The sequence below is a fragment of the Streptomyces sp. NPDC020362 genome, assembly GCF_040642095.1.
In the GTDB taxonomy this organism is placed as follows: Bacteria; Actinomycetota; Actinomycetes; order Streptomycetales; family Streptomycetaceae; genus Streptomyces.
Genome location: NZ_JBFAET010000133.1, coordinates 1 through 25,200, shown reverse-complemented (window position 1 = coordinate 25,200; position 25,200 = coordinate 1). Strand labels below are relative to the sequence as shown.

24 protein-coding genes and 1 pseudogene are annotated in these 25,200 nt (G+C 72.9%); 11 read left to right on the top strand and 14 right to left on the bottom strand.

Annotation, left to right across the window (positions count from 1 at the left end; genetic code table 11):
* Nucleotides 1-83 precede the first annotated feature (83 nt).
* Complete coding sequence (gene rho, locus AB0H32_RS33425; protein ID WP_361128490.1) at nt 84-1,232, bottom strand: transcription termination factor Rho; 1,149 nt, start codon at nt 1,230-1,232, stop codon at nt 84-86.
* 442 nt (nt 1,233-1,674) lie between these two features.
* Here rho and AB0H32_RS33420 point away from each other — a divergent pair.
* Nucleotides 1,675-2,273, top strand: a pseudogene (locus AB0H32_RS33420) (hypothetical protein).
* A gap of 94 nt (nt 2,274-2,367) precedes the next feature.
* Nucleotides 2,368-3,243 (top strand): hypothetical protein, encoded by an 876-nt coding sequence (locus AB0H32_RS33415; protein WP_361128487.1) that lies wholly within the window; start codon nt 2,368-2,370, stop codon nt 3,241-3,243.
* On the opposite strand, the gene AB0H32_RS33410 is transcribed toward AB0H32_RS33415, so the two are convergent.
* Nucleotides 3,233-3,649 carry a nuclear transport factor 2 family protein gene (locus tag AB0H32_RS33410; RefSeq protein ID WP_361128485.1) on the bottom strand — a complete coding sequence of 139 codons (417 nt, stop codon included), beginning with the start codon at nt 3,647-3,649 and terminating at the stop codon, nt 3,233-3,235. The genes AB0H32_RS33415 and AB0H32_RS33410 overlap by 11 nt on opposite strands.
* Nucleotides 3,650-3,721: 72 nt before the next feature.
* Between AB0H32_RS33410 and AB0H32_RS33405 the strand changes: the two genes are divergently transcribed.
* Nucleotides 3,722-4,285 carry a PadR family transcriptional regulator gene (locus AB0H32_RS33405; protein ID WP_361128482.1) on the top strand — a complete coding sequence of 188 codons (564 nt, stop codon included), beginning with the start codon at nt 3,722-3,724 and terminating at the stop codon, nt 4,283-4,285.
* A gap of 4 nt (nt 4,286-4,289) precedes the next feature.
* Complete coding sequence (locus tag AB0H32_RS33400; RefSeq protein WP_361128479.1) at nt 4,290-5,099, top strand: class I SAM-dependent methyltransferase; 810 nt, start codon at nt 4,290-4,292, stop codon at nt 5,097-5,099.
* Here the strand turns inward: AB0H32_RS33400 and AB0H32_RS33395 are convergent.
* From AB0H32_RS33395 to AB0H32_RS33370, 6 genes are all read right to left on the bottom strand, one after another.
* Complete coding sequence (locus AB0H32_RS33395; protein WP_361128476.1) at nt 5,077-5,820, bottom strand: GntR family transcriptional regulator; 744 nt, start codon at nt 5,818-5,820, stop codon at nt 5,077-5,079. The genes AB0H32_RS33400 and AB0H32_RS33395 overlap by 23 nt on opposite strands.
* Before the next feature lie 131 nt (nt 5,821-5,951).
* A complete protein-coding gene (locus AB0H32_RS33390) occupies nt 5,952-7,118 on the bottom strand; it encodes a serine hydrolase domain-containing protein (RefSeq protein ID WP_361128473.1) in 1,167 nt (388 codons plus the stop codon).
* Between the two features lie 103 nt (nt 7,119-7,221).
* On the bottom strand, nt 7,222-8,190 hold the full coding sequence (locus tag AB0H32_RS33385; RefSeq protein WP_361128470.1) for an acetylxylan esterase: 969 nt from the start codon (nt 8,188-8,190) through the stop codon (nt 7,222-7,224).
* Between the two features lie 268 nt (nt 8,191-8,458).
* Nucleotides 8,459-9,043, bottom strand: coding sequence for a hypothetical protein (locus tag AB0H32_RS33380; RefSeq protein ID WP_361128467.1), 585 nt, complete (start codon nt 9,041-9,043; stop codon nt 8,459-8,461).
* A 223-nt stretch (nt 9,044-9,266) separates the two neighbouring features.
* The gene (locus AB0H32_RS33375) at nt 9,267-10,022 is read right to left on the bottom strand and encodes a ferredoxin reductase (RefSeq protein ID WP_361128496.1); all 756 of its coding nucleotides are present in this window, start codon (nt 10,020-10,022) and stop codon (nt 9,267-9,269) included.
* 4 nt (nt 10,023-10,026) lie between these two features.
* Nucleotides 10,027-10,632, bottom strand: coding sequence for a sulfite oxidase-like oxidoreductase (locus tag AB0H32_RS33370; protein ID WP_361128465.1), 606 nt, complete (start codon nt 10,630-10,632; stop codon nt 10,027-10,029).
* A gap of 236 nt (nt 10,633-10,868) precedes the next feature.
* Between AB0H32_RS33370 and AB0H32_RS33365 the strand changes: the two genes are divergently transcribed.
* Nucleotides 10,869-11,597, top strand: a complete 729-nt coding sequence (locus AB0H32_RS33365; RefSeq protein ID WP_361128462.1) for a GNAT family N-acetyltransferase — start codon at nt 10,869-10,871, stop codon at nt 11,595-11,597.
* A gap of 57 nt (nt 11,598-11,654) precedes the next feature.
* Here AB0H32_RS33365 and AB0H32_RS33360 read toward each other — a convergent pair whose 3' ends face one another.
* Nucleotides 11,655-12,053: a MarR family transcriptional regulator gene (locus tag AB0H32_RS33360; protein ID WP_361128493.1), complete on the bottom strand. Its 399-nt coding sequence runs from the start codon at nt 12,051-12,053 to the stop codon at nt 11,655-11,657.
* A gap of 152 nt (nt 12,054-12,205) precedes the next feature.
* Here AB0H32_RS33360 and AB0H32_RS33355 point away from each other — a divergent pair, with 152 nt between their 5' ends.
* Nucleotides 12,206-13,312 (top strand): hypothetical protein, encoded by a 1,107-nt coding sequence (locus AB0H32_RS33355; protein WP_361128460.1) that lies wholly within the window; start codon nt 12,206-12,208, stop codon nt 13,310-13,312.
* A 240-nt stretch (nt 13,313-13,552) separates the two neighbouring features.
* On the opposite strand, the gene AB0H32_RS33350 is transcribed toward AB0H32_RS33355, so the two are convergent.
* The 3 genes from AB0H32_RS33350 to AB0H32_RS33340 are packed head-to-tail and all read right to left on the bottom strand — an operon-like array spanning nt 13,553 to nt 17,474.
* Nucleotides 13,553-14,809 carry a VWA-like domain-containing protein gene (locus tag AB0H32_RS33350; protein ID WP_361128457.1) on the bottom strand — a complete coding sequence of 419 codons (1,257 nt, stop codon included), beginning with the start codon at nt 14,807-14,809 and terminating at the stop codon, nt 13,553-13,555.
* A complete protein-coding gene (locus tag AB0H32_RS33345) occupies nt 14,806-16,056 on the bottom strand; it encodes a MoxR family ATPase (protein ID WP_361128454.1) in 1,251 nt (416 codons plus the stop codon). The genes AB0H32_RS33350 and AB0H32_RS33345 overlap by 4 nt, the downstream gene beginning before the upstream one ends.
* Before the next feature lie 44 nt (nt 16,057-16,100).
* Nucleotides 16,101-17,474: a hypothetical protein gene (locus AB0H32_RS33340; protein ID WP_361128450.1), complete on the bottom strand. Its 1,374-nt coding sequence runs from the start codon at nt 17,472-17,474 to the stop codon at nt 16,101-16,103.
* A 327-nt stretch (nt 17,475-17,801) separates the two neighbouring features.
* Here AB0H32_RS33340 and AB0H32_RS33335 point away from each other — a divergent pair, with 327 nt between their 5' ends.
* On the top strand, nt 17,802-18,590 hold the full coding sequence (locus tag AB0H32_RS33335) for a putative protein N(5)-glutamine methyltransferase (RefSeq protein ID WP_361128447.1): 789 nt from the start codon (nt 17,802-17,804) through the stop codon (nt 18,588-18,590).
* A gap of 1 nt (nt 18,591) precedes the next feature.
* Here AB0H32_RS33335 and AB0H32_RS33330 read toward each other — a convergent pair whose 3' ends face one another.
* Nucleotides 18,592-20,670: a SpoIIE family protein phosphatase gene (locus AB0H32_RS33330; RefSeq protein ID WP_361128444.1), complete on the bottom strand. Its 2,079-nt coding sequence runs from the start codon at nt 20,668-20,670 to the stop codon at nt 18,592-18,594.
* A 323-nt stretch (nt 20,671-20,993) separates the two neighbouring features.
* On the opposite strand from AB0H32_RS33330, the gene AB0H32_RS33325 reads away from it, so the two are divergent.
* Together AB0H32_RS33325 and AB0H32_RS33320 are read left to right on the top strand one after the other, a co-directional pair.
* The gene (locus AB0H32_RS33325; RefSeq protein WP_361128441.1) at nt 20,994-21,875 is read left to right on the top strand and encodes a hypothetical protein; all 882 of its coding nucleotides are present in this window, start codon (nt 20,994-20,996) and stop codon (nt 21,873-21,875) included.
* A 125-nt stretch (nt 21,876-22,000) separates the two neighbouring features.
* The gene (locus AB0H32_RS33320; RefSeq protein ID WP_361128438.1) at nt 22,001-22,369 is read left to right on the top strand and encodes a hypothetical protein; all 369 of its coding nucleotides are present in this window, start codon (nt 22,001-22,003) and stop codon (nt 22,367-22,369) included.
* 25 nt (nt 22,370-22,394) lie between these two features.
* Here AB0H32_RS33320 and AB0H32_RS33315 read toward each other — a convergent pair whose 3' ends face one another.
* Nucleotides 22,395-22,811, bottom strand: coding sequence for a tautomerase family protein (locus tag AB0H32_RS33315; protein ID WP_361128435.1), 417 nt, complete (start codon nt 22,809-22,811; stop codon nt 22,395-22,397).
* A 161-nt stretch (nt 22,812-22,972) separates the two neighbouring features.
* On the opposite strand from AB0H32_RS33315, the gene AB0H32_RS33310 reads away from it, so the two are divergent.
* Together AB0H32_RS33310 and AB0H32_RS33305 are read left to right on the top strand one after the other, a co-directional pair.
* Nucleotides 22,973-24,988 (top strand): NADPH-dependent 2,4-dienoyl-CoA reductase, encoded by a 2,016-nt coding sequence (locus AB0H32_RS33310; RefSeq protein ID WP_361128432.1) that lies wholly within the window; start codon nt 22,973-22,975, stop codon nt 24,986-24,988.
* 30 nt (nt 24,989-25,018) lie between these two features.
* Nucleotides 25,019-25,200: PadR family transcriptional regulator (locus AB0H32_RS33305; RefSeq protein WP_361128429.1), on the top strand; the 182-nt coding region annotated here is incomplete at its 3' end.

Genomic DNA, 25,200 nt, shown 5'->3' with positions numbered 1-25,200 from the left:
GTGGAGGCGGAGATGCGGGCGGGCCTGTACAGCCGTCTGCAACGGCTCCCGGTGTCCTTCCACGACCGGTGGGCTTCCGGCCCTCAGCCCGTGGGCAGGGTCGGCTGCACCCGGCGCAGGAAGGTGGCGTTGTCGGGGGTGTCCCGCATCCGCTCCAGCACCGTCTCCAGTGCGGCAGGTCCGCTCTCGCGTGCGCGCAGGGCCCGGCGCAGTCCCCGGACGGCCGTCAACTCGGCCGGGGTGAGCAGGAGTTCCTCGCGGCGGGTGCCCGTGGGGTCGACGTCCACGGCCGGGAAGACACGGCGGGCGGCGAGTTCCCGGTCCAGCCGCAGCTCCATGTTGCCCGTGCTCTTCAGCTCCTCGAAGAAGTAGCCGTCGGCACGGGAGCCGGTGTCCACCAGAACGGTGGCGAGGATGGTGAGCGAGCCGCCCTCCTCGGCCTGGCGTGCCGCACCGAAGAACCGCTTGGGGCCGAGCAGCGCGCCCGCGTCGACACCGCCGCTCAGCGTGCGCCCGCCGGCCGCCGAGGCGTTGTTGTGGGCCCGGCACAGCCGGGTCAGGGAGTCCAGCAGGACGACGACGTCCTCGCCGTCCTCGACGAGCCGCTTGGCCCGCTCCACGACCAGGTCGGCGAGGGCGATGTGCTCCTTGGGCGACCGGTCGAAGGTGGAGGCATACACCTCGCCGCGCACCGAGCGGCACATCTCGGTGACCTCCTCGGGACGCTCGTCCAGCAGGAGGACCATCAGGCGGCACTCGGGGTGGTTTGCGGCCACGGCCGCGGCGATCTGCTGGAGCAGCACGGTCTTGCCGCTCTTCGGCGGGGCCACGATCAGTCCGCGCTGGCCCTTGCCGACCGGCGCGAACAGGTCGGTGACCCGTCCGGCCAGGCCGGACGCCGGGTGTTCGAGGCGGATCCGCCGGTGCGGGTGGAGCGGGGTCAGGTCCCGGAAGCTGCGGCGGCCCCGGAGCTCGCCCGGGGTGCGTCCGCCTACGCGGGCGACCTCGGTCAGGGCACGCTGTGCCCCGAGGACGCCCTCGACGAGGTCGCCCTTGCGCAGACCGTGACGGCGGATCAGCGCCGCAGGGACCTGGGGGTCGGCGGGGGAGGGGAGGCAGTTCGGGGCCCGCAGGTGCCCCTTCCCGTGCGCGTCGATGTCGAGGACACCGGCGGCGGGCCGGGCGGCCGTGGCCTGCTGCTCCACATGAGGGGGTTCGAGTGTGGTGGTCATGGGTGGTCCTTTCACGGACGGAGGACATGAGGAAGGGGGGAGGGCCGCGGGACGGGAGGGCGTACGTGCCTCCTGGCGGCGGAAACGGCACCTCGGACTGGAGGTGTGCTGAGAAGCTGACGTGCCTGCGCCGGACGGCGACGGACGGATCAGCATGGAGAGGAGGAACTGGCACCGGCGCCCACAAGGGGGCGTACTCGCGTGCTGACAGCACGGTACCACCCGATGACGCGGTACGGCTCCGATCGGGGCAACACGTTCGGTGTCCGGCCTGTTCCCGCCGTGGGGAGAGGGGCTTCCCATCATGCGGAGAGGCGCCCGGACCGGCCGTGGGGGAGGTGCGGCGGTGCTCCGGGTGAAGTGACGTGGGAGGCGGCTGCGCTGAATGCCCGTCGGCGCAGCGATCGGGCTCGATCCCGTCCTGCGGCCGTCAGGAGAACCCATGGAGCCCACCCCCGTCCGTGCACCGCACCGCCTGGATCCCTCCGGCGGCTGCCGCACGTCGACGACGCCCGGCTGTCGGCCCGCGGTGCCGTGGCGCCGGTCGTCCTGCCCGGCGGCATCGAGGGGATGGCCGTACTCGGGCACGAGGCGCTCGGGGAGTTCCTCCAGCGCCCCGATGTGGCCAAGGACGCAATGCACTTCAGGGCGTCGCAGGAGGGCCGGATCGGCCCGGGCCGGCCACTGCTGACCATTGCGACCGTGCGGGGCATGACCACCCCCGACGGGGACGATCACCGCAGGCTGCGGTCGCTGTGAGCCGGGCGTTCACCCCCCGGCAGAGCCGAGCGCCCCGGCGACGACCTCACCAGCGCCCTGATCGCCGCCCGTGCCGACGTCATGCGTCACCTCTGCCTGGGGTACGGCGCCCACTACTGCCTTGGTGCCCCGCCGGCCCGGCTGGAGGCCACGGTCGCGCTGGAGCGGCTGTCCACCCGCTTAGCGCGACTGGACCTCGCGGTGCGCGAGGACGAGCTGTCCCGTCACGCCAGTTTCGTCGGCAACAGCGTCCGGGTGCTTCCCGTGCGCATGGGAGAATGAACGAGGTGTCGTGATTCCGTATCAGCCGTCCCCATACCATAACGATCCCGGACGTCAGGGGACTTGACCGTCAACCGTGCATTATCGTCACGACATGTCCACGCCACCGCAGCCTCAGCAGCCGGCCGACCAGCCCCCGCAGCAGCCCCCGGTCCCGCCGCAGCCGACGGCCTACCCCTACCCGAACCCGCAGTCTCCCCCGCCGGGGAACTTCTACGCGCAGCCCACGCAGGTCAGTCTGCCCGCCCAGCCCATGCCGGGTCAGCCCCAGCCGGGGAACCCCTATGCGCAGCCTCTGCCGCAGCCGTACGGCCCCGTGCCGGTCCCGCCCTCCGGTGGCGGCGGCGCTGCCGGGCGGGCGGTGCTGTGGGCCGTCGTCGGCGCGGTCGTCGCCTCCGCGGCGTGGGCGGCCGGAGTGTTCCTGATCGGCGGCAAGGGCGACAGCGCGGACCTGCGCGGCTATGCGGCGCCCTCCAACATGTGCTCGGGCGCGGACTACTCGTCGTTCAAGGACGAGTACTCCGCGAGCGACTCCTCGCCGACGCACAACTCCCTCAAGGACAAGGCGCTGGACGAGAGTTACTGCAGTGCGAGCCTGAAGAAGACGGGGTCCACGTACTCCGATGCCTATCTGACCATGCAGGTGGACCTGCACAGGAAGACCGACCCGGGGCCGGAGTTCACCGCCACCTGGAAGAACTACGGAGACAGTCACACCGGCTACGACGTCAGCCCGGTCAAGGGCATCGGCGACGAGGCCTACCTGGTCAGCCAGGACACCAGCAGTGGATCGTCCAGCGGCTCCCGCTACGCCACGCTCGCCGTGCGCGACGGCTGGGTGACGTACACGATGAGTTACAGCGCCTACCTCACCTCCTACGACCAGGACAAGAACCCGCCCGGGCTCAGCGAGGTGTCCGACTGGCTGAAGGCGGACACCAGGTCCACGCTGGAGCGGCTCAAGGGCTGACGGCCGCCCGTGCCGAACGGGCCTGTGCGTCCTCGACGATCCGGTCGAACCGGGCGCCCATCGCCTCGGCCAGTGCCTGGGCGCCCGAGAGCGGACGCACCATGACAGTGAACTCCTCGATCAGGCCCTCCTCGTTCACCCGCAGGAAGTCGCAGCCGGTCAGCTCCCGGTCGCCCACGCGGGCGCGGAAGACCAGTGCGTGGTCGCGGCCGTCGGAGCCGGCCAGCTCGCGCTCGTAGCGGAAGTCCTCGAAGACCTGGGAGACCGCGCGCAGGATCGCCGCGGTGATCGCCTTGCCCGGATAGGGCTTGAAGACGACCGGGCTGGTGAAGACGACGTCCTCGGCCAGCAGTGCCTCGACCGCGTCCATGTCGCCCGCCTCTACCGCCTCACGGAACGCGCGCATCCGATCACCTCGCATAGTCAATTAATTGAATAGGTGCGGATGAGGGTAATCATCTGCTGCTAGCGTGTCCACATGTCGCTCAAGTACGCCGTCCTGGCCGCCCTGCTGGAGGGCGAGGCCTCGGGCTACGAGCTGTCGAAGGTGTTCGACGTCTCGCTCGCGAACTTCTGGCCCGCCACGCCCCAGCAGCTCTACCGCGAGCTGGAGCGCCTGGCACAGGACGGGCTGGTCGAGGCCCGGACGGTGCCGCAGGAACGCCGCCCCACCAAGCGGATGTTCACGCTCACCGAGGCCGGCCGGACGCAGCTGGCCGCCTTCGCCGCCCAGCCGCCGAGACGGCCCACCGCCGTCCGCGACGAACTCCTCATCAAGATCCAGGCCATGGACGGCGGCGACCCGGAGGTCACCCGGGCGCTGATCGAGGAGCGCAGGGGCTGGGCGCGCGGCAAACTCGACCGCTACGAGCGGGTGCGCGACCGCCTCCTGGACGGCCGGAGCGAGGGGGAGTACCTGCGCACGGCCGACCGGATCGGCCCGTACCTCACCCTCATGGCCGGGATCGCCTTCGAGGAGGAGAACCTGCGCTGGTGCGATCGCGTTCTCGCAGTCCTGAAACAGCGGATCCCTCTAGGCTGACGGGATGTTCAGCCCCGAAGGCCCCACGCTGCGCGAACTCGCCGTGCAGGCGCTGTCCTCCGTCGAGCGCGGATACGACCTGCTGGCCCCGAAGTTCGACCACACGCCCTTTCGGACGCCGGACGCGGTGCTGGGAGCGGTGGCGAAGGGGCTCGGTCCGCTCGGCCCGTTCGAGGACGGTCTCGACCTGTGCTGCGGGACCGGCGCCGGGACGGAGGTCCTGGCCGGGCTGTGCCGCCGGAGTGTGACCGGCGTCGACTTCAGCGCCGGCATGCTCGATGTCGCCCGGCGCAGGGCGGCGGGCAGGGACGGATGGCGACCGGCGGCGGCTGAGGGCTCGGGCGGGTGGCGATCGGGGACGGCTGAGGGGCCGGGCGTCGCGTGGGTGCGCGGCGACGCCCGGGCCCTGCCGTTCACGGCCGCCTTCGACCTGGTGGTCAGCTTCGGGGCGTTCGGTCACTTCCTGCCGCGGGAACTGCCCGGGCTGTTCGGCCAGGTGCACTCGGTGCTGCGGCCGGGCGGCCGGTTCGCCTTCCCGGTGCTCGCCCCGCCCCGCCCGGCGAGCCTCGGGTTCTGGATGCTGCTCGGCTTCGACGCGGTGATGCGGGTGCGCAATGCCGTGTGGCGGCCGCCGTTCGTCATGTACTACCGGGCCTTCCGACTCGGTCTGGTGGTGGAGGAGCTGACGCGCGCCGGATTCGTCGTCGGCCTGCAGGACCTGCCCGAGTTCGGGTGGCGCGGCGACGGAAGTCCCCGCGCCCGGCTGGTCGTGGCGCGCAGGCCGGACGGCGCTATCCCGCCGCCGGCAGCGTGAACTCGTAGACCAGCGCGTCCCGTTCGGCGTTCACCAGCAGGTCGGTGATCTCCAGCGGGCGGGCGTACTGGTCGTGCACGCGCCGGGTCACCCGGACCGAGGCGGCGTCGCCGACCTTGGTGATGGCGTCCCGGTGGTGCAGGGTCAGACCGGCCTTGCGCATCCAGTCGTAGGCCCGGCGCAGTTGGGCGGGTGTGGCCCCGTCGGCCCGGTCGCGGTAGCGGGCCAGCTCCGCGACCTCGGCCAGCGCCACGGCCGAGAACGACGTCACCGCCGTACGCAGCGCCCGCCCGTGGGGTGTGGCCGACTGGTAGCGGTGCACCAGCGTCGGCCGGTGCGGGGCCAGGCCCAGCGCCTGGGCGTGCTCCGGCGACGGCGCCTCCCAGGTCACCGTCGCCCGGTCCACCGCACACGGGTCCGCCGGGCGGGCGCCGACCGGGAAGGTGAGGGAGACCGGCTCCTCGACCGGACGGCCGTCCAGAGTGGCATGGCTGCCCCGTCGGTCGGTGGCGACCAGACCGCTGCGACGCAGTACCTCCAGCGCCTGCCGGACGGTCTCCCGGCTGACCCCGAAGTGCCGGGCCAGGTGCCGCTCGCCCGGCAGCCGCTCGCCGGGCGGAACGGTGCCGTCGCGCAGTTCGTCGAGAAGCAGCGACGCGACCTGCCAGTACCGGGGCCGGTCGGCGGTCTGCGGGGGATCGTGCGGGGTGGTGCGGGCCATGCCGCGCCTCCTGTTGGTGACAAGACGTAGCCGTGCGGGCTCATTGTGCGACCAGATCTAGCATTGGTCTAAACCGCGAGGGAAGAGCGGCCTGCCGGTTCGGCCGAAACCCACCCCGCACGACCGGGGTGTCACAAGGCGCTGTAGAGGGCGTTCACCAGGGCCGTCTTGCGTGGATCATTCGCGATGTGCGGCCCCATCCGGTTCATCGCATAGCCCAGCGAGACCCCCGCTTCCGGGTCGGCGAGCCCGCAGGAACCGCCGAACCCGTCGTGTCCGAAAGCCCGTGGGTTGGGGCCGTAGGAGCCGCCCGGACCGCTGAGCCACAAGCCGAGACCGCACTCCGTCTCGCTCCCGAAACCCGCACCCAGCACCAGATCGCGGCAGCTGCCCTGCCCCTCGCGCACCCGTTCCGCCGCCTGCGGCGACAGGATCCGCCGGCCGCCGCAGGAGCCGCGCCCGGCGAAGACGCCGTACAACTCGGCCACCGCCCGTGCGGTCCCGTGTCCGTTGGCCGCCGGGATCTCCGCCGCCCGCCACTCGGGGGAGTTCGCCTCCGTCGCGCCCACCGGCGGATTCGCCAGAGCGGCAAGTGCGGCGGGGGTCAACTGGCGGAAAATCGCGGCCTGCTCGCCCGTGTCCTCGGTCCGTGGGTGCACCAGCTCGGCCGCTCGGCCGGATTCCTTCTCCGGCAGACCGATGGTGAAGTCGATCCCGAGCGGCCCGGTCACCTCCTGCTGCAGGAGTGCTCCCGGCCGCAGTCCCGAGACGCGCCGTACGACCTCGCCGACCAGGAAGCCGTAGGTCAGCGCGTGGTACCCGGACCGCGTACCCGGCTCCCACCACGGCTCGGTCGCCGCCAGGCGCGCGGTCGTCAGCTCCCAGTCGTAGAGCTGCGCGAGGGTGTGCGGCTCGCGCAGGCCGGACAGTCCGGCGCGGTGCGACAGCAGATGCCGGACGAGGATGTCCTCCTTGCCCTGTGCCGCGAATTCCGGCCAGTACGCGGCCACCGGGCGGTCGAAGTCGAGCAGCCCGCGATCGGCGAGGAGGTGCGCGCACAGCGCCACCGGACCCTTGGTGGTCGACCACACGTTGACCAGGGTGTCCCGCTCCCACGGGCGGGTGCGGGCCGCATCCGCCCAGCCGCCCCACAGGTCCACCACCGTCACCCCGTCGACGGTCACGGCCGCCGAGGCGCCCAGCTCGCCCCGCTCCCGGAAGTTCTCCTCGAACGCCTCCCGCACCGCGGCGAATCGCGCGTCGCAGTGGCCGTGGACCTGTGCCTCGTGCGCTGACATCGGACCTCCGTCGTGGCCGGAAACCCGGGCCGCGGCGCTGCGACCCGGGCGCACCGAACATACCGACTGGTCGGACCAGCGGGAAGGGGCGGGTGCGGGCTCCTCAGGCGTAGGACCGGAGCCAGTGCAGCTTGCGCGCCTCCTGGAACGGTCCGCCACCCTCGTGGTCGTTGAAGTCGTACACCTCGATCGCCTTGTCCTCGTGCGCCCAGGCGTTGAACGCCGCGAAGACGGTCGACGGCGGGCAGGTCTGGTCCTCCAGGGCCGCCGAGAAGAGCGCCGGGGCCCGGCCGCGGGCCGCGAAGTGCACGCCGTCGAAGTAGGAGAGCGTGCGCAGCGCATCGGCGGCGCGGCCGCGATGCGTTTTGAGGAACAGGCCTATCTCGCGATACGGGTGACGGTCCGTCACGGTGGTCGCCCGCGGGTAGTCGCACAGGAACGGCACGTCCGGGGCGATCGCCACCAGATCGGGGACCAGCCCGCCGACGGCGAGGGTGATGCCGCCGCCCTGGCTCTCACCGATCACCGCGGTCCGCGCCGGGTCCGTGAGCGGGTGCGAACGGGCCGCCTCCACCGCGCGCACCGCGTCCGTGAACACACGGCGGTAGTAGTAGTTCTCGGGCGCGTCGATGCCCCGCGTCATGAAGCCCGGATACGCGGGCGCGGCCCCCACCGGGTCCGCCGTACCGCCCCCGCCGCCCCAGGCGCTGCCCTGCCCGCGGGTGTCCATCACGAAGTGCGCCCTGCCCGTCGAGGCCCACAGCAGCTTCTCGTGCGCCAGGCCGCGTCCGCCGCCGTAGCCGATGAACTCCACGACCAGCGGGAGCGGCTCCGTGGCGCCGGCCGGCAGGCGCAGCCAGCCCTTGACCGGGTGACCGCCGAACCCGGTGAACGTCACGTCGTACACCTGCACCGTGGACAGTGCCGTGTCCACCGGCTCGAAGCGGGCGTCCAGCTCGTGCTCGCGCGCCTCCTGCAGGGTCTTGCTCCAGAAGGCGTCGAAGTCGTCGGGCGCGGTGGACGTGCTGTGGTACTTGCGGAGTTCGTCGAGAGGGAGGTCGAACAGGGCCATCGGCAACCGCCTTGAGGGAGGGAGTCTGCGGGATCTCACCGTAGGGGGTGGGTGCGAGGCCGGCCAGAGGGCGGTGAAAGCGCTTGCTGAGGTTGCGGAGTCAAGTGATCCGCGGCCGCGGCGTGAAGTGATCCCTGTCCGTGGGGTGAAGCGTTCCATGCCCGTGGGGTGAGGCGATCCCGGCCCGTGTCCGTGGGGTGAAGTGGTCCCTGCCCCTGCTCGTGGGGTGACGTGATCCCCAGGGCCCGGTGGCCGAAGCGCCCGGCGGTCAGGTTCTCGGCTGGGTCCACTTCGGGCCGGTGCGCGCCCATTCCCGTTCCCACTCCGCCAGGCGGTGGCGCAGCGCGATACGGCGCTCCACGGCGTGGCCGAGAAGGACCACAGCCGCCGCCCCGCCCGCCGCGACCACGCCGACGGTCACCGTGTGCTGCCAGACCGCGACGTCGTCCGGTGGCGGTGCGACACTGCGCCCCCGGGCGTCGAACCAGACGGTCACCACGTCTCCGGCGCGGCTCCCCGCCGGAACCCGGGCCGTCCCGGTGTGCGCTCCCTTGCCCGGCTCGGTCCACCGGACCCGGGCCCGGTAGGGGTGCTCACGGTCGCCCTGCACCGTGGGCCGGTGCGCGGACGTGCTGCCGAGCACCACGGCCCGTACCCGGTGCCGCTCGGCCCGCTGTGTCACCGCGATCGTCTGCGCCCGGTCATGCGCGTGCAGGGCCGCCGCCACTCCGGCCAGGGGGGCCACCACGAACAGCAGGACGGCGACGATCAGTACCGTCCACGCCTCCACGACGTCCGACCGGCGCCGCACCGGATTGTGCCGCCAGCGCCAGCCACGCACCTGGGTACGCATGTCCACCTCCTCGCCGCCGGCGGAGCCGCAGGAGCGGGCGAGCCGGGTCCGGTCGTCCGCCCCCGCTGCACACGAGCGTCCACATCCGTCTCGTACCCCGTACGGCGCACCTTGGCTCACGCCGCCGACCGCGACTTCCGGCCCACCTGAAGCACGGCACACGACACGCGCCCCGGGGTCGCGCGAGCGGCGGTCCGAGCCACCCGCGCGCCCGGCCGGCCCGTCAGCCGAAGCGTTCGATGCGGATGCGCTCGACCGGCTGACCGGCCCCGACCAGCAGACGGGAGGCGTGCTCGGCGAACCCGTTGGAGCCGCACACATAGGCCTCCCACCCACCCGGCGGCTGCTCGGCCAGGAGCGGCGCCACATGTGCGGCCGTCATACGACCCACCGGCACGCCGAAAGGGGCACTGCGCGTGAACACGGCAGTCGTCTCGGGGCCCAGCTCCTGCGCGTAGACCAGCTCCTCGGGGCTGCGCGCCGACACCAGCATCCGCAGGGGCACGGTGAGACCCCGCGCCCGGTGGTGCCGCACCATCGACATCAGCGGTACGACCCCGGAACCGGCCCCGAGCAGCAGGGCGGGCCGGTCGCCCGGCCAGGCGAAGAAGCCGCTGAGCGGGCCGCGCACCTCGACCGTGTCTCCGGGCGCGGCCACGGTGTGGAACCAGCCCGAGACCTCGCCGTCCGGCACATGGTCCAAGGTCAGCTCGATGTGGCCCGACCCGTCGGGTGCGGACGCGATCGAGTAGTGGCGCTGCGCCACATAGCCGTCCCCCGCGGTCAGTCGCAGCATCAGATGCTGACCGGGCAGGTGCCCCGCCCAGCCCGGCACCGCGAGGCGAAAGGTGGCCGCCTGCGGTGTCTCGCGCCGGATCCCGGTCAGCGTGGCCGTCTGCCACACCGCCGCCGCCTGCTCGCTGACGGCGATGCGCCCGGGCACGGCGAAACGGGTCGGGGCAGTGAAGGTCGTGTTCACCGTCTCAGTCACCGGAGTACCGCTGCTCCTCCCAGGGATTGCCCCGCTCGTGGTAGCCGTTGCGCTCCCAGAAACCCGGCTCGTCGTGGTCGAGGAGCGTGATGCCGGCGATCCACTTGGCGCTCTTCCAGAAGTACAGGTGCGGCACCACCAGCCGTGCCGGACCGCCGTGTTCGGGCGCGAGCGGCCTGCCGTCGTGCTCAAAGGCGATCCAGGCCCGCCCTCCGGTCACGTCCGCGAGCGGCAGGTTCGCGGTGTAGCCCGTGTGGGAGTAGGCGATCACATGGGTGGCGGACTCATGGGGCCGTACCACATGGAAGAACGCGTCGAGCGAGATGCCACCGAACCGCACCCCGAACTTCGACCAGCCGGTCACACAGTGGATGTCCCCCTCGTACGACGAGCCGGGCAGGGCCTGTGCCGCGTCCCAGTCCCAGGTGTGCGGCCGCTCCACGAGTCCGTCGATGCGGAAGGACCAGTCGGCGGGTGTCAGGTCGGGGGTGACCTCGGCGGACAGGACGGGCCAGTCGTCCCGTGCGTCGTACTGCCCGGGGGGCAGCCCCGCGTCCTCGACGCGCGGGCGGCCCGTGAAGCCTCGGGTGACGTTCATGTTTCAACCGTACGTTGTCTCCGCGGGTGCTCCGTCCCAGGTCGGTGCCCCGATTGTTGCGGCGGTACGAACGTGTGTCGGGACCGGGAATAGCCGCCCCGCGCTTCTCCTTGGCGCAGAGTGCCGGCCGGTGCGCCGGTGACGGCACGACGGAAGTGAGGGAAGAGGATGCCCGAGGCCCACGTCTTCACAGGGTGCGGCGGCCCCGAGACCGAGGCGCCGACCGGGGCGGCCGCATGACCGGCCCGCAGGTGCCGCACATTCTCGACAACCCCGCCCTCGCCTCCCTGACCGGCCCGCACGCCCGCTTCGCCGAGCAGCGGGGCCGCGTGCTGCGCTACCCGGTCGACGTCTCCCCGTGGCTGGGCCTGCCCGCCGAGCCCGACGCGGACGACTGGGCGGATCTGGCCGCGCTGGCCGGTCCCGGCTGCGAGGTGCCGCTGCCCGGCTTCCGCGGGGAAGTCCCCGACGACTGGGAGGTGACCTTCCGCGTCGAGGGGGTACAGCTGGTGGACGACGGCCTCGCCGCGGCACCGGACGCCGAGGCGGTCCGGCTCGGCCCGGCGGACGTACCCGAGATGCTGGACCTGGCGGCGCGCACCCGGCCCGGCCCGTTCCTGCCGCGCACCATCGAACTCGGCGCCTACCTGGGCATCCGCCGCAAGGGTGCCCTGATCGCCATGGCGGGGGAGCGGTTGCACCCGCCGGGCTGGACCGAGATCAGCGCGGTCTGCACCGACCCGGCCTTCCGCGGCGAGGGCCTGGCCACCCGGCTGATCCTCGCGGTCGCGCACGGTGTCCGGGAGCGCGGCGAGACCCCGTTCCTGCACACCGGGGCCCGCAACACCGACGCCATCCGGCTGTACGAGTCCCTCGGCTTCCGGCTGCGCCGGCGCAGGGCGTTCCTGGCGGCCCGGGCCCCCGAACACCTCGCGGAGGACCGGGCCGCCGTAGCGGTGCCGTGACCGGCCACGGCTCGGGCGTACCGGTGCCGCGCCCGTAGCGCGGCCGCGACCGGCGGGTCAGCCGGACCCGGCGCCGGACGGGCCGGCGTTGTAGCGCTCCAGGTAGGCCGCGAAGCGGACCAGGTCCTCCTGCTGCCAGTCCGCGAGCCGCTCCCGGAAGGCGGCCCGGCGGCTGCGGGTGACCTGGGCCAGGATCTCCCGGCCTGCTTCGGTCAGGTGCAGCACCTGGACCCGGTGGTCCTCGGGATCCAGACGCCGTTCGATCAGCCCGGACTGCTCCAGGGCTGCCACCTGCCGGCTCACGGTCGACTTGTCCAGGGCGTAGTGGGCGGCCAGGTCGGTCGCCCGGCAGCCGCCGCTCTCCTCGAGGTGGCCGAGCAGGGTGTACGACACCAGCGACAGCTCGGGGTGCATGCGTCCCGCCGAGGCACGGGCCCGGCGGGCGAAGACCGTCATCTCGCGCTGGATCCTCTCCACGGCCGATTCCGCCGCAGTCACGAGAACACCTCCATGGGCTCGGTCACGGGAATACCTTCCCCGCGCGATCTAGTTGTACAGTACAACTTGAAGTGAAAGTTGTATAAGCCAACTATTGGAGGTCGCCCGCGATGAGGTCACCGGCACTGCGCCATGTGCTCACGCACCTGATCACCCCGCTGCTGATGTGCCTGGGCATGGGGCTCGCGTACATGGGGGCCTTCGTGACCCCCGAGCCGAACCACCTGCCCGTGGCCGTCGTCGGCGACGGGCCCCGGGCGAAGGTGTTCGCCCAGACCGTCAAGGACACCGCGGGGGACAAGCTCGACGTCCGTACCGTCACCACCCGCGCCGCCGCCGTGGACCTGCTGAAGTCCCGGGATGTGACCGGCGCCTATGTGCCGAGCGCCAAGGCGCCCGAGCTGCTGGTGGCCACTGCCGCGTCCGACATGGGGGCCACCGCCGTCGAGAGGGTCTTCACCCCGGTCGCCGCCCAGGAGGGCGCCCCGCTGAAGGTCACCGACGTGGCCGCGCCGGTCGCCGACGACCCCACCGGGCAGGGCCTGTTCTTCCTGCTGATCGCGGTCAGCATCGGCTCCTACGCCTCGGTCGCCGCTCTCGGAGCCGCGGGTGCCGCGCTCCCGATGCGGGTACGGGCACTGCTGGCGCTCGGCGTCTCCGCCGTGGCCGGTGCCATCGGCGCACTGCTCGCCGGGCCGGTGTTCCACCTCGCGCACCACTCACTCGCGAGCCTGTGGGGGATGGCGTGGCTGTACTCCGCCGGCATCCTCTTCATCGGCGTCGGCCTGCACACCTTCCTCAAGCGGTGGACCACCCTGACCATGATGGTGCTGTTCGTGATGCTGAACTTCACCAGCTCCGGCGGTCTGTTCCGGCCCGAGCTGCAGAACGGCTTCTTCGGAACCCTGCACGCCTTCTGGAACGGCGCCGGTTTCGTCGAGGGCATCCGCAGCCTGCTGTACTTCGGCGGCGACGGCCTCGCCCGCAACGTGTGGACGCTCGTGGTCTGGCTGCTCGTGGGCCTCGCGGTGACCGCGGTCGCCGCTGCCTACGAGCGGGCACAGGCGTCCCGCCCGGCGACCGCCCCGGCCGCCGTTCTTCCCGAGCCCGCGCCGGGCTCGGAGCACTCCGGACGGCGGACGGAGCGAGAGGTTGAGCAGGCGGCCGTGGCCGGGGAAGGGGCCGAGGAAGAGATCGAGGAGGCGGTCGGCGTCTGAGGAGCGGCCCTACGGACGGGCCGCTCCGGACGAGCCGCATCCGAGGAGTCGTTCCGGACGAGCCGCACTCGAAGAGTCGTTCCTGACGAGCCGCACCGCAAGCGCCCTAGCGCAAGTGCCGTACCAGGCGAGCCCTACCGGAAGACCGGACGCGGCAGCCGGTCCGTCTGGCGCCGTGTCACCGGACGAGGGAGCACGCCGCCCGGCGACGGGCGGAGCCCCTCCTCGGGTCGGGCCGCCTCACCGGCCGTCGGCCGACCCGATCGTCACCACCCGCGCCCACTCGGGCGGGGTGTCCGGCCGGTAGCGGGGGTCGTTCTCGCTCCGGGACCCGCCCGACCGGTGCCGGGAGAAGAGGCCCACCACCGTCCGGCACGCCGGTCGCGCGGCCGGCCAGGGCGTCTGTCCGTCCGTCAGGACCACGACGACGTCGGGCCCCGGCCGTGTCCGCAGGGCGCGGGCGAAGCCCGTCCGCAGATCCGTCCCTCCACCGCCCGTCAGCTCGATCCCTTCGGCCCGGCACAGCGGGTTCACGGACTGGGCCGCCGCGTCGCACGACACGACGGTGACCAGGTCCCGCCGGCCGCCCACCGCACGGGAGATCGCGGCGACCTCCAGGAGCGCGCTGCCCAGTTCGGCGTCACTGACCGACCCGGAGGTGTCGACGACCACGCAGACCCGAGGGGGCCTGCGCCGGAGGCTGGGCAGGACGGCGCCGGGCACCCCGGCCGAGCGGCGCGCCGGGCGGCCGTAGCTGTAGTCGTCGCCCGAGCCCACGCCGGAGGTCGCCGAGCGGAGCGCCGCACCCAGCAACTCCCGCCAGGGCTGCGGCGGATGGAACACCTCCTCGGCCCACCGTCGCCAGCCCTGGGGAGCGTTCCCGGGGCGGCCGACGATGCCCTGCGCCACCCGGAAGCGGACCGCGTCCCGCTCCTGGTCGCTCAGACCGTGGGCGCCCTCCGGTCCCAGCTCCCACCCGCGGTCCAGCCCGTCGGCCCCGCTGCCGCAGTCCAGCCAGGCGAGCCGCTCGGTGATCAGCCCGTCCCGGAACCGCCGCAGGTAGTCCTCCATGAGAAGTCCCGTCGGCAGTCCCAGTGTCCCGGGGTGGACCGCGCCCTCGGGCCGGACCAGCCCGTCGCCGTACGCGTCGTCGTTGATTTCGAGGTCCGCGGCGATGTTCATCCGCAGCCGGTCCCCGAGGCCGGTCAGCCCGCGTTGCCGGGCGACGCGGTCGCTGCGCCCGTGATGGTCGCGCAGCAGGTGGGACACCTCGTGCACCCACACCGCGGCGAGGTCCTCCACAGACATCCGGTCCACGAAGGCCGGCGAGACGTAGCACCGCCAGTGCCGGTCGACGCCCATCGTCGGCACCTGTCGCGACTGGACGGGGTGCAGCGCGAACAGCGCCGTCGCCAGGTAGGGCCGCGCCCGGGCCGCGTGCAGCCGGGCCGTGAACAGCTTGTCGAGGTCCAGTTCCCCCGGTGCGTCCGCCGTCATCGGCCGGCCCCGGCCGCGGCCTTGGTCCGGCGGGCGTCGTCGGCGCGCCGGGACAGGGACACCACACCGGCGAGCCGTTCGATCGCCGCCGGTACGTCCCAGTCCTCGCGGCGCAGGGAGGCCTGGGTGGTCGCGGGGACGACCACCACGTCCGGGGCCCCGGTCTCCATCGCGCGCACCAGCAGCGCCCACGCGGCGTCCCAGCGAGCCCGCTCGGGCCGTTTGCGGACCGCGTCCACCACGCCGTCCAGCGCGGCCTGCCGCAGATCCCCACGCTCGGGCAGCACGGCGTCGGCCGGATCGGCCAGCAGCGTCTCGGGGTCGGGGAGGTCCAGCCGGTCCAGGCCGGCCAGCAGCTCCAGGCCCGGCCCGTCCCCCACCGTCCCCCGGGCCAGCAGGGACAGCACCTCGCGGGAGGAGCCGGCGGCGGTCGCGAAGGCGATCAGATGCAGGGTCATCTCCCAGCTGCGCGGCGACGGCCAGGCACCGCCCCGGCGGCTCTCGCCGCTGGGCAACCGGTGTACGAGAGTCGGCCGCGCGGAGAGGAAGCCGCACACCGCGCGCCGTGCGAAGGCCACGGCCTCCGGCAGCTTCTGCGCATCGAGCCGCGGCAGAGCGGCCCGGGGCCAGGTTCCGCCGAGGCCGCGTACGACGACGTCGTGGTCGTGCGTCCACTGCAGGTGCACGAACCGGTTGGCCAGGGGAGGGCTCAGTTCCCAGCCGTCGGCGGCGGAGGACCGCGGGTTGGCGGCGGCAACGATCCGCACGCCGGGCGGCAGCCGCAGCGCGCCGATCCGCCGCTCCAGCACGAGCCGGAGCAGCGCCGCCTGCACGGCCGGGGGCGCGGTGGACAACTCGTCCAGGAACAGCAGGCCGCGGCCGGCCCGCACCAGCCGTACCGCCCAGTCCGGCGGGGCCATCGGGACCCCCTGTTGCGCGGGGTCGTCCCCCACGACGGGCAGCCCGGAGAAGTCGGACGGCTCGTGCACACTGGCGATCACGGTGGTCAGCGGCAGGTCCAGGGCGGTCGCGAGCTGGGTCAGGGCCGCCGTCTTGCCGATGCCGGGCTCTCCCCAAAGGAGTACGGGGAGGTCGGCGGCCACGGCCAGGGTCAGCGCCTCCAGCTGGGTGTCGGTGCGGGGTTCGGTGCGTGTCTCGCGCAGGAGGGTCAACAGGTCGGCGGCGACGTCGAGTTGAGTGGCGGGAGCGGACGGGGAAAGGGCAGCCGGAGAAGCGTGTGAAGACATGAGTGGTCACCTAGGGGCGCGAAGTGGGCGGGGGAGAAGCGAGATCAGCGGCGGGACGTCGCGTGCCGCGGGTGATGGCGGTGGTGCCGGGTGGCGCGACGGTTCGGATCGAGCGGGGCGCGGCCGGGGCCGACGAGACCGGCGCGGTAGAGCCCGTACACGATCCGGCGCTCCGCGGCCGTCTCCAGGGCGTCCCGCAGCGGGCCGTCCCGCAGCAGCGCCTCGGGACCCAGCAGGTCCTCGACCACGGCCAGCGCGCCGGCGGTGTCGCCGTGGTCCAGGCGCTCGCGGACCCCGGTGAGGCAGTCCGGACGCCGGTGCGCCTTGTCGACGGCCTGCAGGCACGGCAGTGGTGGCCCGCCGAGTGCGACCAGCAGTTCCTCGCGTCGGATCTCGTCCGGGTCGTGGTCCAGCGGAGCCAGTAAACCGTCGACCAGGCCGATCCGGTGCCGGGCGCCCCGGCACTCCACCAGGCGCGGCTGCCCCGGCGGGACGATGGGCCGGGGCGGCCCGGACGGGATGTGACCCGGCACCAGAGCGGCCGCGACCAGCGGGTGCAGCCGACCGGGTTCCAGCAGCCCCGCACGGACCAGTTCCAGGTCGGGGAGGATCCAGGTCGCGGCGTCCGGCAGGACGGGCAGCGCGGAGAAGCCGTCGCCCGGGGAGCGGGCGGTGACCCGCAGTGCAGGGCCCGGGCCGTCCGCCGCCCCGGCCGGTTCCAGGACGAGCCGGTGCCGGGTACCGCACCGCAAGGCGACGGCGCAGCGGTCCCGTCCCTCGGCACGCAGCAGGATCTCCGCCTCTGCCGCCCAGCGGCCCGTGGCGCAGCCGAGTCCCGGCGGCACCAGGTCCGGCGGCTTCGGGTCCGTCAGGGGCCGGTCGGCCCCGGCCCGTACCCGTAGCTCACCGGCCCGCTCCGCATCCCACAGATGCCGGTGCAGGTCGAGCCGGTACCGCCTGCTGGGGCGGGGATGCGGATGCCGGGCGGTGCCCGAGCCGGAGCCGTCCCACACCGCGAGGCCGATCCGCTGCCCGGCATCCGCCCAGGCCGGCGGGGTCCGGGCCACGAGGTGCACCGGGCAGGCGCCGGCCCGGCCCGGGTACCGGGCGAGCGTGAGGGTCAGGCCCGGGCGCAGCAGCCCGTCGGGCGCGATCCTCGGCATGTGCCAGCGCAGCAGGTCGGGTGCGAGGCGGCGGAGGTCGGTGCGGACCCGGGCCGCGAGGTCCCGGCCATGGGTGCGGGCGACGGAACGCAGATCGAGGTCGACGTCGACACCGGCGGCGGCGCACGCCCCCGCCCAGTCCCCGGCACGGCGCCGGGCGGTCGCGGTCTCGATCATGGACGGCGGCACGGCGAACTCGCGCACGCGCAGCCACAGGGAGAGTCGGGAATCCCCGTACGCGGTCTGAGTGAGCATCAGCACTCACCTTGCGCGGACGGGACCCCCAATCTGTCAGCAGAATGAGTGGTCATCGCGGCGATCGTAACGGGCCTGCGGCAGACCGTGCCAAGGATTTTCCTCGAACCGGGCGCGCACCGCGGCGGATCCGGGCGCTGGGGTATGGTGGCCGCCCGGCCGCGGACGTTCGCGGCCGCACGCTGCCGAGGAGGTGAGACCCATTACCGCTGTGTCAGCTGGGGTGCTCTCTCCTCGTGACAGCTTGTTGTGACGGCGCGGACCACCGGCACCGGTGACCGCGGGAGCGCCCTTCGGCCCTGTGTATCCGAAAGGCTTGCGGCTTCCATGCCCTCCCTGCCCCTTCTCACCCCTTCCGCCGTCGTCCGCGCGCTGCGCGCCGCCGGGTGCGTCTTCGCCGAGGACGAGGCGGACCTGCTCCTGGCCACCGCCCGTACCCCCGGCGAACTCGCCGCCATGGTCGAGCGGCGCGCCGCCGGGATCCCGCTCGAACACGTCGTCGGCTGGGCCCGGTTCCACGGCCTGCGCATCGCCGTGGAACCGGGCGTGTTCGTCCCCCGCCGCCGTACCGAATTCCTGATCGACCAGGCTCTGGCCCAGGCACCCGGGGCACGGGTCGTCGCCGACCTGTGCTGCGGCTCCGGTGCGCTCGGCGTGGCTCTGGCCGCTGCGCTCGGCGCCGTCGAGGTGCACGCCGCCGACATCGACCCGGCCGCCGTGCGCTGCGCCCACCGCAACCTCGCCCCCTACGGGGGCCGGGCCCACCTGGGTGACCTGTTCGACGCCCTGCCCGCCGGACTGCGGGGCCGGGTCGGCGTCCTCACCGCCAACGTGCCGTACGTGCCCAGCGCCGAGGTGGCGCTGCTCCCCGCGGAGGCCCGCGACCACGAGCCGCCGGCCGCCCTCGACGGCGGCGCGGACGGCCTCGACGTCCTGCGCCGGGTGGCCGCCGGGGCACCGCAGTGGCTCGCACCCGGCGGCTGCCTGCTGACCGAGACCAGCGAACGCCAGGCCGAGGCCGCCCTGCGTGCCTTCGCCGACGCCGGTCTGACGAGCCGTCTGGCCGTGTCGGAGGAGCTGTACGCGCATGTGGTGATCGGCGTCCGGGAGCGGTGACCTACGGCAATTCCTGCGCCCGGGCGATGAGCAGGGCCACGTCGTCGTGGTTGTCGGGGTGGTGCAGCGTGCGCAGGAGGAGGTCGCAGGCCTCCTCCAGCGGGCGGGCGGGGTCGTCGAGCAGAGACAGCAGGAAGTCCAGGCGCTCGTCGAGCGCATGGCAGCGGGTCTCGACCAGTCCGTCGGTGTAGAAGACCAGCTCGTCCCCGGGCTCGAAGTCGACGGTGACGGTGGAGAATTCGACGCCGCCGACGCCCAGCGGCACTCCGGTGGGCAGGTCGAGCAGCTCCGGCGGGTGGCCGGGGCGGACCCGGGCCGGGGGCAGGTGGCCGGCGTTGGCGATCCGGCACTGGCGCAGATGCGGATCGTGGACGGCGTACACGCAGGTGGCGATGGAGTGGTCCCAGGCCGAGGTCGTCTTGTCCAGGTGCTCCAGCAGCACCGCCGGGTCCAGGTCGAGCGAGGCCAGCGTGGTGGTCGCGGTGCGCAGCCGGCCCATCGTGGCGGCCGCGCTGATCCCGCTGCCCATCACGTCGCCGACGACGAGTGCCGTCTTGCCTCCCTCCAGCGGGATGACGTCGAACCAGTCGCCGCCGACCTCGCTGGTGGCGCCCGCAGGCTGGTAGCGGGAGGCCACCTCCAGGCCGGTCGTCACCGGCGGATGGCTGGGCAGCAGGCTGCGCTGCAGGGTGAGCGCGGTGTTGCGGGCGTTCTGGTACCAGCGGGCGTTGTCGATCTGCACGGCCGCCCGGGCCGCCAGTTCCCGGGCCAGCAGGACGTCGTCCTCGTCGAAGGGCGCCGGATTGCGGGTGCGCTTGAGGTCGAGGGCGCCGAGCACCTCACCGCGGGCGATCAGCGGCACGGCCAGATACGAGTGCAGACCCGCGCGGCCCAGCAGCACGGCCGCCTCGGGGGAGCGGGCGATGCGCGGCAGATCCTCGTCCTTCACCTGCGGCACCAGCACCGCCTCACCCGTACGGACGCACTCGGTGACCAGCCGGTCGGGCTCGTACCGGGCGATCCGGCCGGGCGGGTCGGCGGCCCGTACTGCGTCGGACTCCTGTTCGGCGCGCAGTGCGAGCGCCCGGATCACCGCGGGCTCCGTGGGGCCGAGCGTGCTGGGCCGGCCCTCCACGACCGCGTCCAGCAGGTCCACGGCGGCCACGTCGGCCAGCTCGGGCACGGCGACCTCGGCCAGTTCGAAGGCGGTGCGCTCCAGCTCCAGCGTCGTGCCGATCCGCGCGGACGCGTCGGCGACGACCGCGAGCCGGCGCCGCGCGGCCTTCGCCCGGAGGGAGGACCGGTGCTGCTCGGTGATGTCGACCACCGAGACCGCCACACCCAGCACGGTGCCCATGGCGTCCTCCAGGCGGTACAGGGAGAACGACAGGGTGCGGTCCTCGTCCGGATCGGCCGGGGTGCGGCCCACGACGGCGTCGTCGATCAGCGGGACGCCGGTGTCGAGGACCCGGCGGGCCGCGCCCTCCAGGGCGTCCGCGTCCAGCAGCGGCAGCACCTCGCGCACGGTGCGCCCCAGGTGCTGCCCGACAGGGACCCCGTGGATCCGCTCCAGCGCCGGGTTGACGGACACGAACCGCAGCCCGGTGTCCAGGACGGCGAGCCCGATCGGCGACTGCTGCACCATCCGCTCGGACAGGGCCACGTCCTGTTCCAGCCGCCGCACGGTCGACTGGTCGGCGGCGAGGCCCAGCGCGTACACCTCTCCCCGGTCGTCCAGCAGCCGCATGTTGCGGAACTCCACCAGACGGGTGCCGCCGCCCTTGACCCGGACGGGGAACGCCCCGGCCCAGCTCCGACCGGTCCGCATCACGTCGGCGAAGAGCTTGCCGATCAGCTGGATGTGTTGCTCGTGCACCATCAGCCGGGCGGCGTACTGCCCCAGCGCCTCGGGTGCCGAGTAGCCGAACAGCTCCTCCGCCTGGGGGCTCCACAGCACGATGCGGCCCTCGGTGTCCAGCACCACCGAGGCCACGCGCAGGACGTCGAGCAGCCCGCTGGGCCGCACCGCCCCGCGCGTGGGCTCGTCGCCCTCCGCCACCGGAGCCTCGGCTGCACTCATGCCACGCACCGCCTTCGCCCGTCCGAACGGCACGTGGTCCCCCGCGCCGATTCCCCTTGTTCTACCGCGCCCACCCCCGACTGTCCGACGCCCGCGCTGTCCATCTCCACCATCTCTCAACACGGCGGCGGCCGTCCGCCGAAGTCACCACATGGCCCAGGCACCCGCGGTACCGGCTCTCGCCTGCGGTGACGGCGCGGGTCCGCCCATGGACCGGGAGAATTCACGCTCATGTTGCTCCATTGGTCTGTACATGACTACTTGGCGCGGGACAGACTGTCCGCCGACCGAGTGCCCCCACCGCCCGTTCCGAGGAGTCGGCCATGCCCGCGCCCGCCCGGCAACGTTGTCACGCTGTCCTCACCGGACTCGTCACCCTGGCCACCGCCGCCGTCGTGTCCCTCGCCGCACCCGCCCCGGCCTCCGCCGCCGACACCTGGACCGAGACCGGCTCCGACCGCGCCGACCCGCTGACCGAGAGCCAGGGGCTGACCTCCGTGGAGGTCCCGGCGAACAGCCCCAACCGGTACACCGGCATCGGCACCATCCCGTTCAGTGTCTCCAGCCGTGGCTGGAACCACGTCGGCGACCCCGACGCCTCGTACAACGGCTACTACATCGAGCCCTACCAGCAGGACTCCGGCAACTCGAAGATGTTCCGCGTGCAGGCGCCGGGCGGCGCGTGGTCGGAGTACGTCCACACGCTCAGCCCCGGCGAGGCACTGAACAACTCCTGGGACGCCATCTCTGCGGACGGCCAGTGGATGCTGGCGGGCGAGTGGGGCACCATGAACCGCCTGCTGGTCTTCCCGACCCCGGGCATCAACCCGGGCACCTCGCCCTCGGCGAACCTCCCGCAGGCCTCCCAGGTCACCCTCGACCACGCCGTGCGCGACGTCCAGGGATGCGACTTCTCCGGCCCGACCACGCTGCTGTGCTCCTCCGACGACCCGGACGGCTCCCTGTTCGGCATGACCAAGCCGCTGCTCCAGATCGACCTGTCGGCGGCCCCGAGCGGCTCGGGGGACGTCACCGGCCACGTCACGGCGCTGCGCCGGCTCCCGCTGCGGAGCTCCTGCTCGGGCACCTTCGAGGCGGAGGGCATCGACTACGACCGCCGGACCGGCATCCTGCGCGTGATCGTCGTCTCCCCGGGGTTCTGCGTGCTCACGGACAGCAAGACGTACAAGTTCTCGCGGGGCTGAGCCCCGGCCGGGACCGGCGGCGCGACAGGTGGTGCGCCTGCGGAAAGTGGTGGTTTTCTTGGGAGGTGGCGCGGTGTGCGGGGAACCCGCGACATCGAGCCACTGCCATGAGAGGAGCGATCACGATGGCCCGTGAGCGAATGCACGAGGAGTCCGTCTCCCTCGAGATCAGCGGATGCAGCAAGGAAGACGCCCGGATCGTGTTCGACGCGCTGTGCGAGTGTTTCGAGTCCGACCGGTCCGCCGAGGACGTGCCGCAGCAGCTCCATGAGACACGCCCGATGGTGTGGCTCGGCACCTTCGAAGTCACCGACGCCCACACCTGCAGGCCGCCCGCCCGGCTCTCCTCCTCCGTCGAGGCGGACGCACAGGGCGGCTACTGGGCGATCAACAGGCTCCACATGACGCTGGACTCCCTCTTCGCGGTGCGCAACCTCTCCTCCGCCTCGGGGGACCAGGAGAGGGAACTGCACGTCCTGCTCGAAAGCCGGTGACGCCGACCGGGGCGCGCCACCCCTGCTACACCGCCCCGGCCGCCCGTGCATCGCCGCCGGCCGGGGCGTACTGCGCCTCGCCGTTGCCGAGCGACCAGTCCACCGACGCGTTCTCGGTGACCGTGACGAACACATTGCGCGGCTCGGTGCCCGCGTAAGCGTGCGCCAGCTCGGCGATGCGCCGGTACAGCGCCCGCTTCTGACCGGGTGTGCGCCCCGAGCGCATTGTGATCGCCACATAGACGATCCCGTCGTCCCGGTGCACGCCCAGGTAGTCGCCGTGGCGCAGGGCGCTGTTGGTGCCGTCGTGCCCCACCAGGACCTGGAAGCGGTCCTCGGGCGGGATGCCGATCGTCTCCACCAGGGCGTCCTGTACGGCACGGCCGAGAGCGTCGAGGCGGTCGCTGTCGGCGCCCAGTGCGTCGATGCGGACGAAGGGCATGTGGGATTCCCCCTGTGTGGTGGTCCTGCGGTCCGCAGGTAGTGTACATACTAGTAGTTACAGAGTGATCGGGCTCACCTCCCCCTGGTTATGCAACTAGTTGCACAACCGGTTCGCGGTCCTCTACAACAGAGACGACCACACCGCGCACGGAGGGCCCGATGAGTCGATACCCGCACCTGATGTCCCCGCTCGACCTGGGCTTCACCACGCTGCCCAACCGCGTCCTCATGGGCTCCATGCACGTCGGTCTGGAGGAGGCCGAGCGCGGGTTCGAGCGCATGGCGGCGTTCTACGCGGCCCGGGCGCGCGGGGGAGTGGGTCTCATCGTCACCGGCGGCATCGCGCCCAACGACGCGGGCCGGCCGTACGAGGGCGGCGCCAAGCTCACCACCGAGGCGGAGGCCGAGCAGCACCGGGTCATCACCGAAGCCGTGCACCGCGAGGGCGGCCGGATCGCGATGCAGATCCTGCACTTCGGCCGGTACGCCTACCACCGGGACCTCGTCGCCCCGAGCGCCCTGCAGGCCCCGATCAGCCCCTTCGTGCCCCGCGAACTCACCGACGCCGACATCGAGCGGACCATCGACGACTACGCCCGCGCCGCCCGCCTCGCCCGGCAGGCCGGCTACGACGGGGTGGAGATCATGGGCTCCGAGGGCTACCTCATCAACGAGTTCATCGCGGCGCAGACCAACCACCGTGAGGACCGCTGGGGCGGCTCGTACGAGAACCGGATGCGCTTCCCGGTGGAGATCGTCCGGCGCGTGCGCGAGGCCGTCGGCGAGGACTTCATCATCGTCTACCGCCTCTCCATGCTGGACCTGGTCCCGGGCGGCTCCTCCCTGCCGGAGGTCGTCACCCTCGCCAAGGCCGTCGAGGCGGCCGGGGCGACGATCATCAACACCGGCATCGGCTGGCACGAGGCCCGTATCCCCACCATCGCCACCTCCGTGCCGCGCGGCGCGTACACCTGGGTCACGAAGAAGCTCATGGGCGAGGTGTCCGTGCCCCTGGTGACCACCAACCGCATCAACACGCCCGAGCTGGCCGAGCAGCTGCTCGCCGGCGGGCACGCGGACATGGTGTCCATGGCCCGCCCGATGCTCGCCGACCCCGACTTCGTCGCCAAGGCCGCCGCCGGGCGGCCCGAGGCCATCAACACCTGCATCGGCTGCAACCAGGCCTGCCTCGACCACACCTTCAGCGGGCAGATCACCTCCTGCCTGGTCAACCCGCGCGCCTGCCACGAGACGGAACTGGTGCTCTCGCCGACCCGGCTCAAGAAGCGCGTCGCCGTCGTCGGCGCCGGCCCCGCGGGGCTGGCCTGCGCGGTCACCGCCGCCGAACGGGGCCACCAGGTCACTCTGTTCGACGCCGCGAGCGAGGTCGGCGGCCAGCTGAACGTGGCCCGCAAGGTCCCCGGCAAGCAGGAGTTCGACGAGACGCTGCGCTACTTCCGCCACCAGCTCGACGCGCACGGTGTGGAGGTGCGCCTCGACACCTGGGTCAGCACCGCGGACCTGGCCGACTACGACGAGGTCGTGGTCGCCACCGGTGTCACCCCACGCACCCCCGACATCCCCGGCGTCGACCACCCGCGCGTCCTCGGCTACCTCGACGTCCTGCGCGACGGCGCCCCGGTCGGCGACCGCGTCGCCGTCCTCGGCGCCGGCGGCATCGGCTTCGACGTCGCCGAGTACCTCACCGACGGCGAGGACAAGGCGAGCGAGGACCCGGAGACGTATTTCCGGAACTGGGGTGTCGACATGGACTACGCGGCTCCGGGCGGCCTCGCGTCCCCGCAGCGGCCGGCCCCGCCGCGCACGGTCCACCTGCTCCAGCGCAAGACCACCAAGGTCGGCGCCGGACTCGGCAAGACCACCGGCTGGATCCACCGCACCGAGCTGAAGCACCGCGGTGTGACCATGGTCCCGGGCGTGCGCTACGACCGGATCGACGACGCGGGCCTGCACATCACGGTCGGCGAGGAGAGCACGGTCCTGGAGGTCGACACCGTCGTGCTGTGCACCGGCCAGGAGCCGCGTCGCGACCTGTACGACGAGCTGGTCGCCGCCGGCCGCAGCGCCCACCTGATCGGCGGTGCCGACGTCGCGGCCGAGCTGGACGCCAAGCGCGCCATCAAGCAGGGCACCGAGCTGGCCGCGGCTCTGTAGGGGCCGTGGGCGCGTCCCTAGGATGAGTCCATGTCACTCCCGCACGCCATCCTCACCGCCCTGCTGGAGAAGCCGTCGTCGGGCCTGGAACTGACCCGCCGCTTCGACAAGTCGATCGGCTACTTCTGGTCCGCGACGCACCAGCAGATCTACCGCGAGCTGGGGAAGCTGGAGACCGAGGGCTTCATCCGCACCCTGCCGGCCGAGCAGCC

Coding starts and splice junctions, on each gene's coding strand:
- rho (WP_361128490.1), bottom strand. CDS start 1,232: ATGACCACCACACTCGAACCCCCTCATGTGGAGCAGCAGGCCACGGCC.
- AB0H32_RS33415 (WP_361128487.1), top strand. CDS start 2,368: ATGTCCACGCCACCGCAGCCTCAGCAGCCGGCCGACCAGCCCCCGCAG.
- AB0H32_RS33410 (WP_361128485.1), bottom strand. CDS start 3,649: ATGCGCGCGTTCCGTGAGGCGGTAGAGGCGGGCGACATGGACGCGGTC.
- AB0H32_RS33405 (WP_361128482.1), top strand. CDS start 3,722: ATGTCGCTCAAGTACGCCGTCCTGGCCGCCCTGCTGGAGGGCGAGGCC.
- AB0H32_RS33400 (WP_361128479.1), top strand. CDS start 4,290: ATGTTCAGCCCCGAAGGCCCCACGCTGCGCGAACTCGCCGTGCAGGCG.
- AB0H32_RS33395 (WP_361128476.1), bottom strand. CDS start 5,820: ATGGCCCGCACCACCCCGCACGATCCCCCGCAGACCGCCGACCGGCCC.
- AB0H32_RS33390 (WP_361128473.1), bottom strand. CDS start 7,118: ATGTCAGCGCACGAGGCACAGGTCCACGGCCACTGCGACGCGCGATTC.
- AB0H32_RS33385 (WP_361128470.1), bottom strand. CDS start 8,190: ATGGCCCTGTTCGACCTCCCTCTCGACGAACTCCGCAAGTACCACAGC.
- AB0H32_RS33380 (WP_361128467.1), bottom strand. CDS start 9,043: ATGCGTACCCAGGTGCGTGGCTGGCGCTGGCGGCACAATCCGGTGCGG.
- AB0H32_RS33370 (WP_361128465.1), bottom strand. CDS start 10,632: ATGAACGTCACCCGAGGCTTCACGGGCCGCCCGCGCGTCGAGGACGCG.
- AB0H32_RS33365 (WP_361128462.1), top strand. CDS start 10,869: ATGACCGGCCCGCAGGTGCCGCACATTCTCGACAACCCCGCCCTCGCC.
- AB0H32_RS33360 (WP_361128493.1), bottom strand. CDS start 12,053: ATGACGGTCTTCGCCCGCCGGGCCCGTGCCTCGGCGGGACGCATGCAC.
- AB0H32_RS33355 (WP_361128460.1), top strand. CDS start 12,206: ATGAGGTCACCGGCACTGCGCCATGTGCTCACGCACCTGATCACCCCG.
- AB0H32_RS33350 (WP_361128457.1), bottom strand. CDS start 14,809: ATGACGGCGGACGCACCGGGGGAACTGGACCTCGACAAGCTGTTCACG.
- AB0H32_RS33345 (WP_361128454.1), bottom strand. CDS start 16,056: ATGTCTTCACACGCTTCTCCGGCTGCCCTTTCCCCGTCCGCTCCCGCC.
- AB0H32_RS33340 (WP_361128450.1), bottom strand. CDS start 17,474: ATGCTCACTCAGACCGCGTACGGGGATTCCCGACTCTCCCTGTGGCTG.
- AB0H32_RS33335 (WP_361128447.1), top strand. CDS start 17,802: ATGCCCTCCCTGCCCCTTCTCACCCCTTCCGCCGTCGTCCGCGCGCTG.
- AB0H32_RS33330 (WP_361128444.1), bottom strand. CDS start 20,670: ATGAGTGCAGCCGAGGCTCCGGTGGCGGAGGGCGACGAGCCCACGCGC.
- AB0H32_RS33325 (WP_361128441.1), top strand. CDS start 20,994: ATGCCCGCGCCCGCCCGGCAACGTTGTCACGCTGTCCTCACCGGACTC.
- AB0H32_RS33320 (WP_361128438.1), top strand. CDS start 22,001: ATGGCCCGTGAGCGAATGCACGAGGAGTCCGTCTCCCTCGAGATCAGC.
- AB0H32_RS33315 (WP_361128435.1), bottom strand. CDS start 22,811: ATGCCCTTCGTCCGCATCGACGCACTGGGCGCCGACAGCGACCGCCTC.
- AB0H32_RS33310 (WP_361128432.1), top strand. CDS start 22,973: ATGAGTCGATACCCGCACCTGATGTCCCCGCTCGACCTGGGCTTCACC.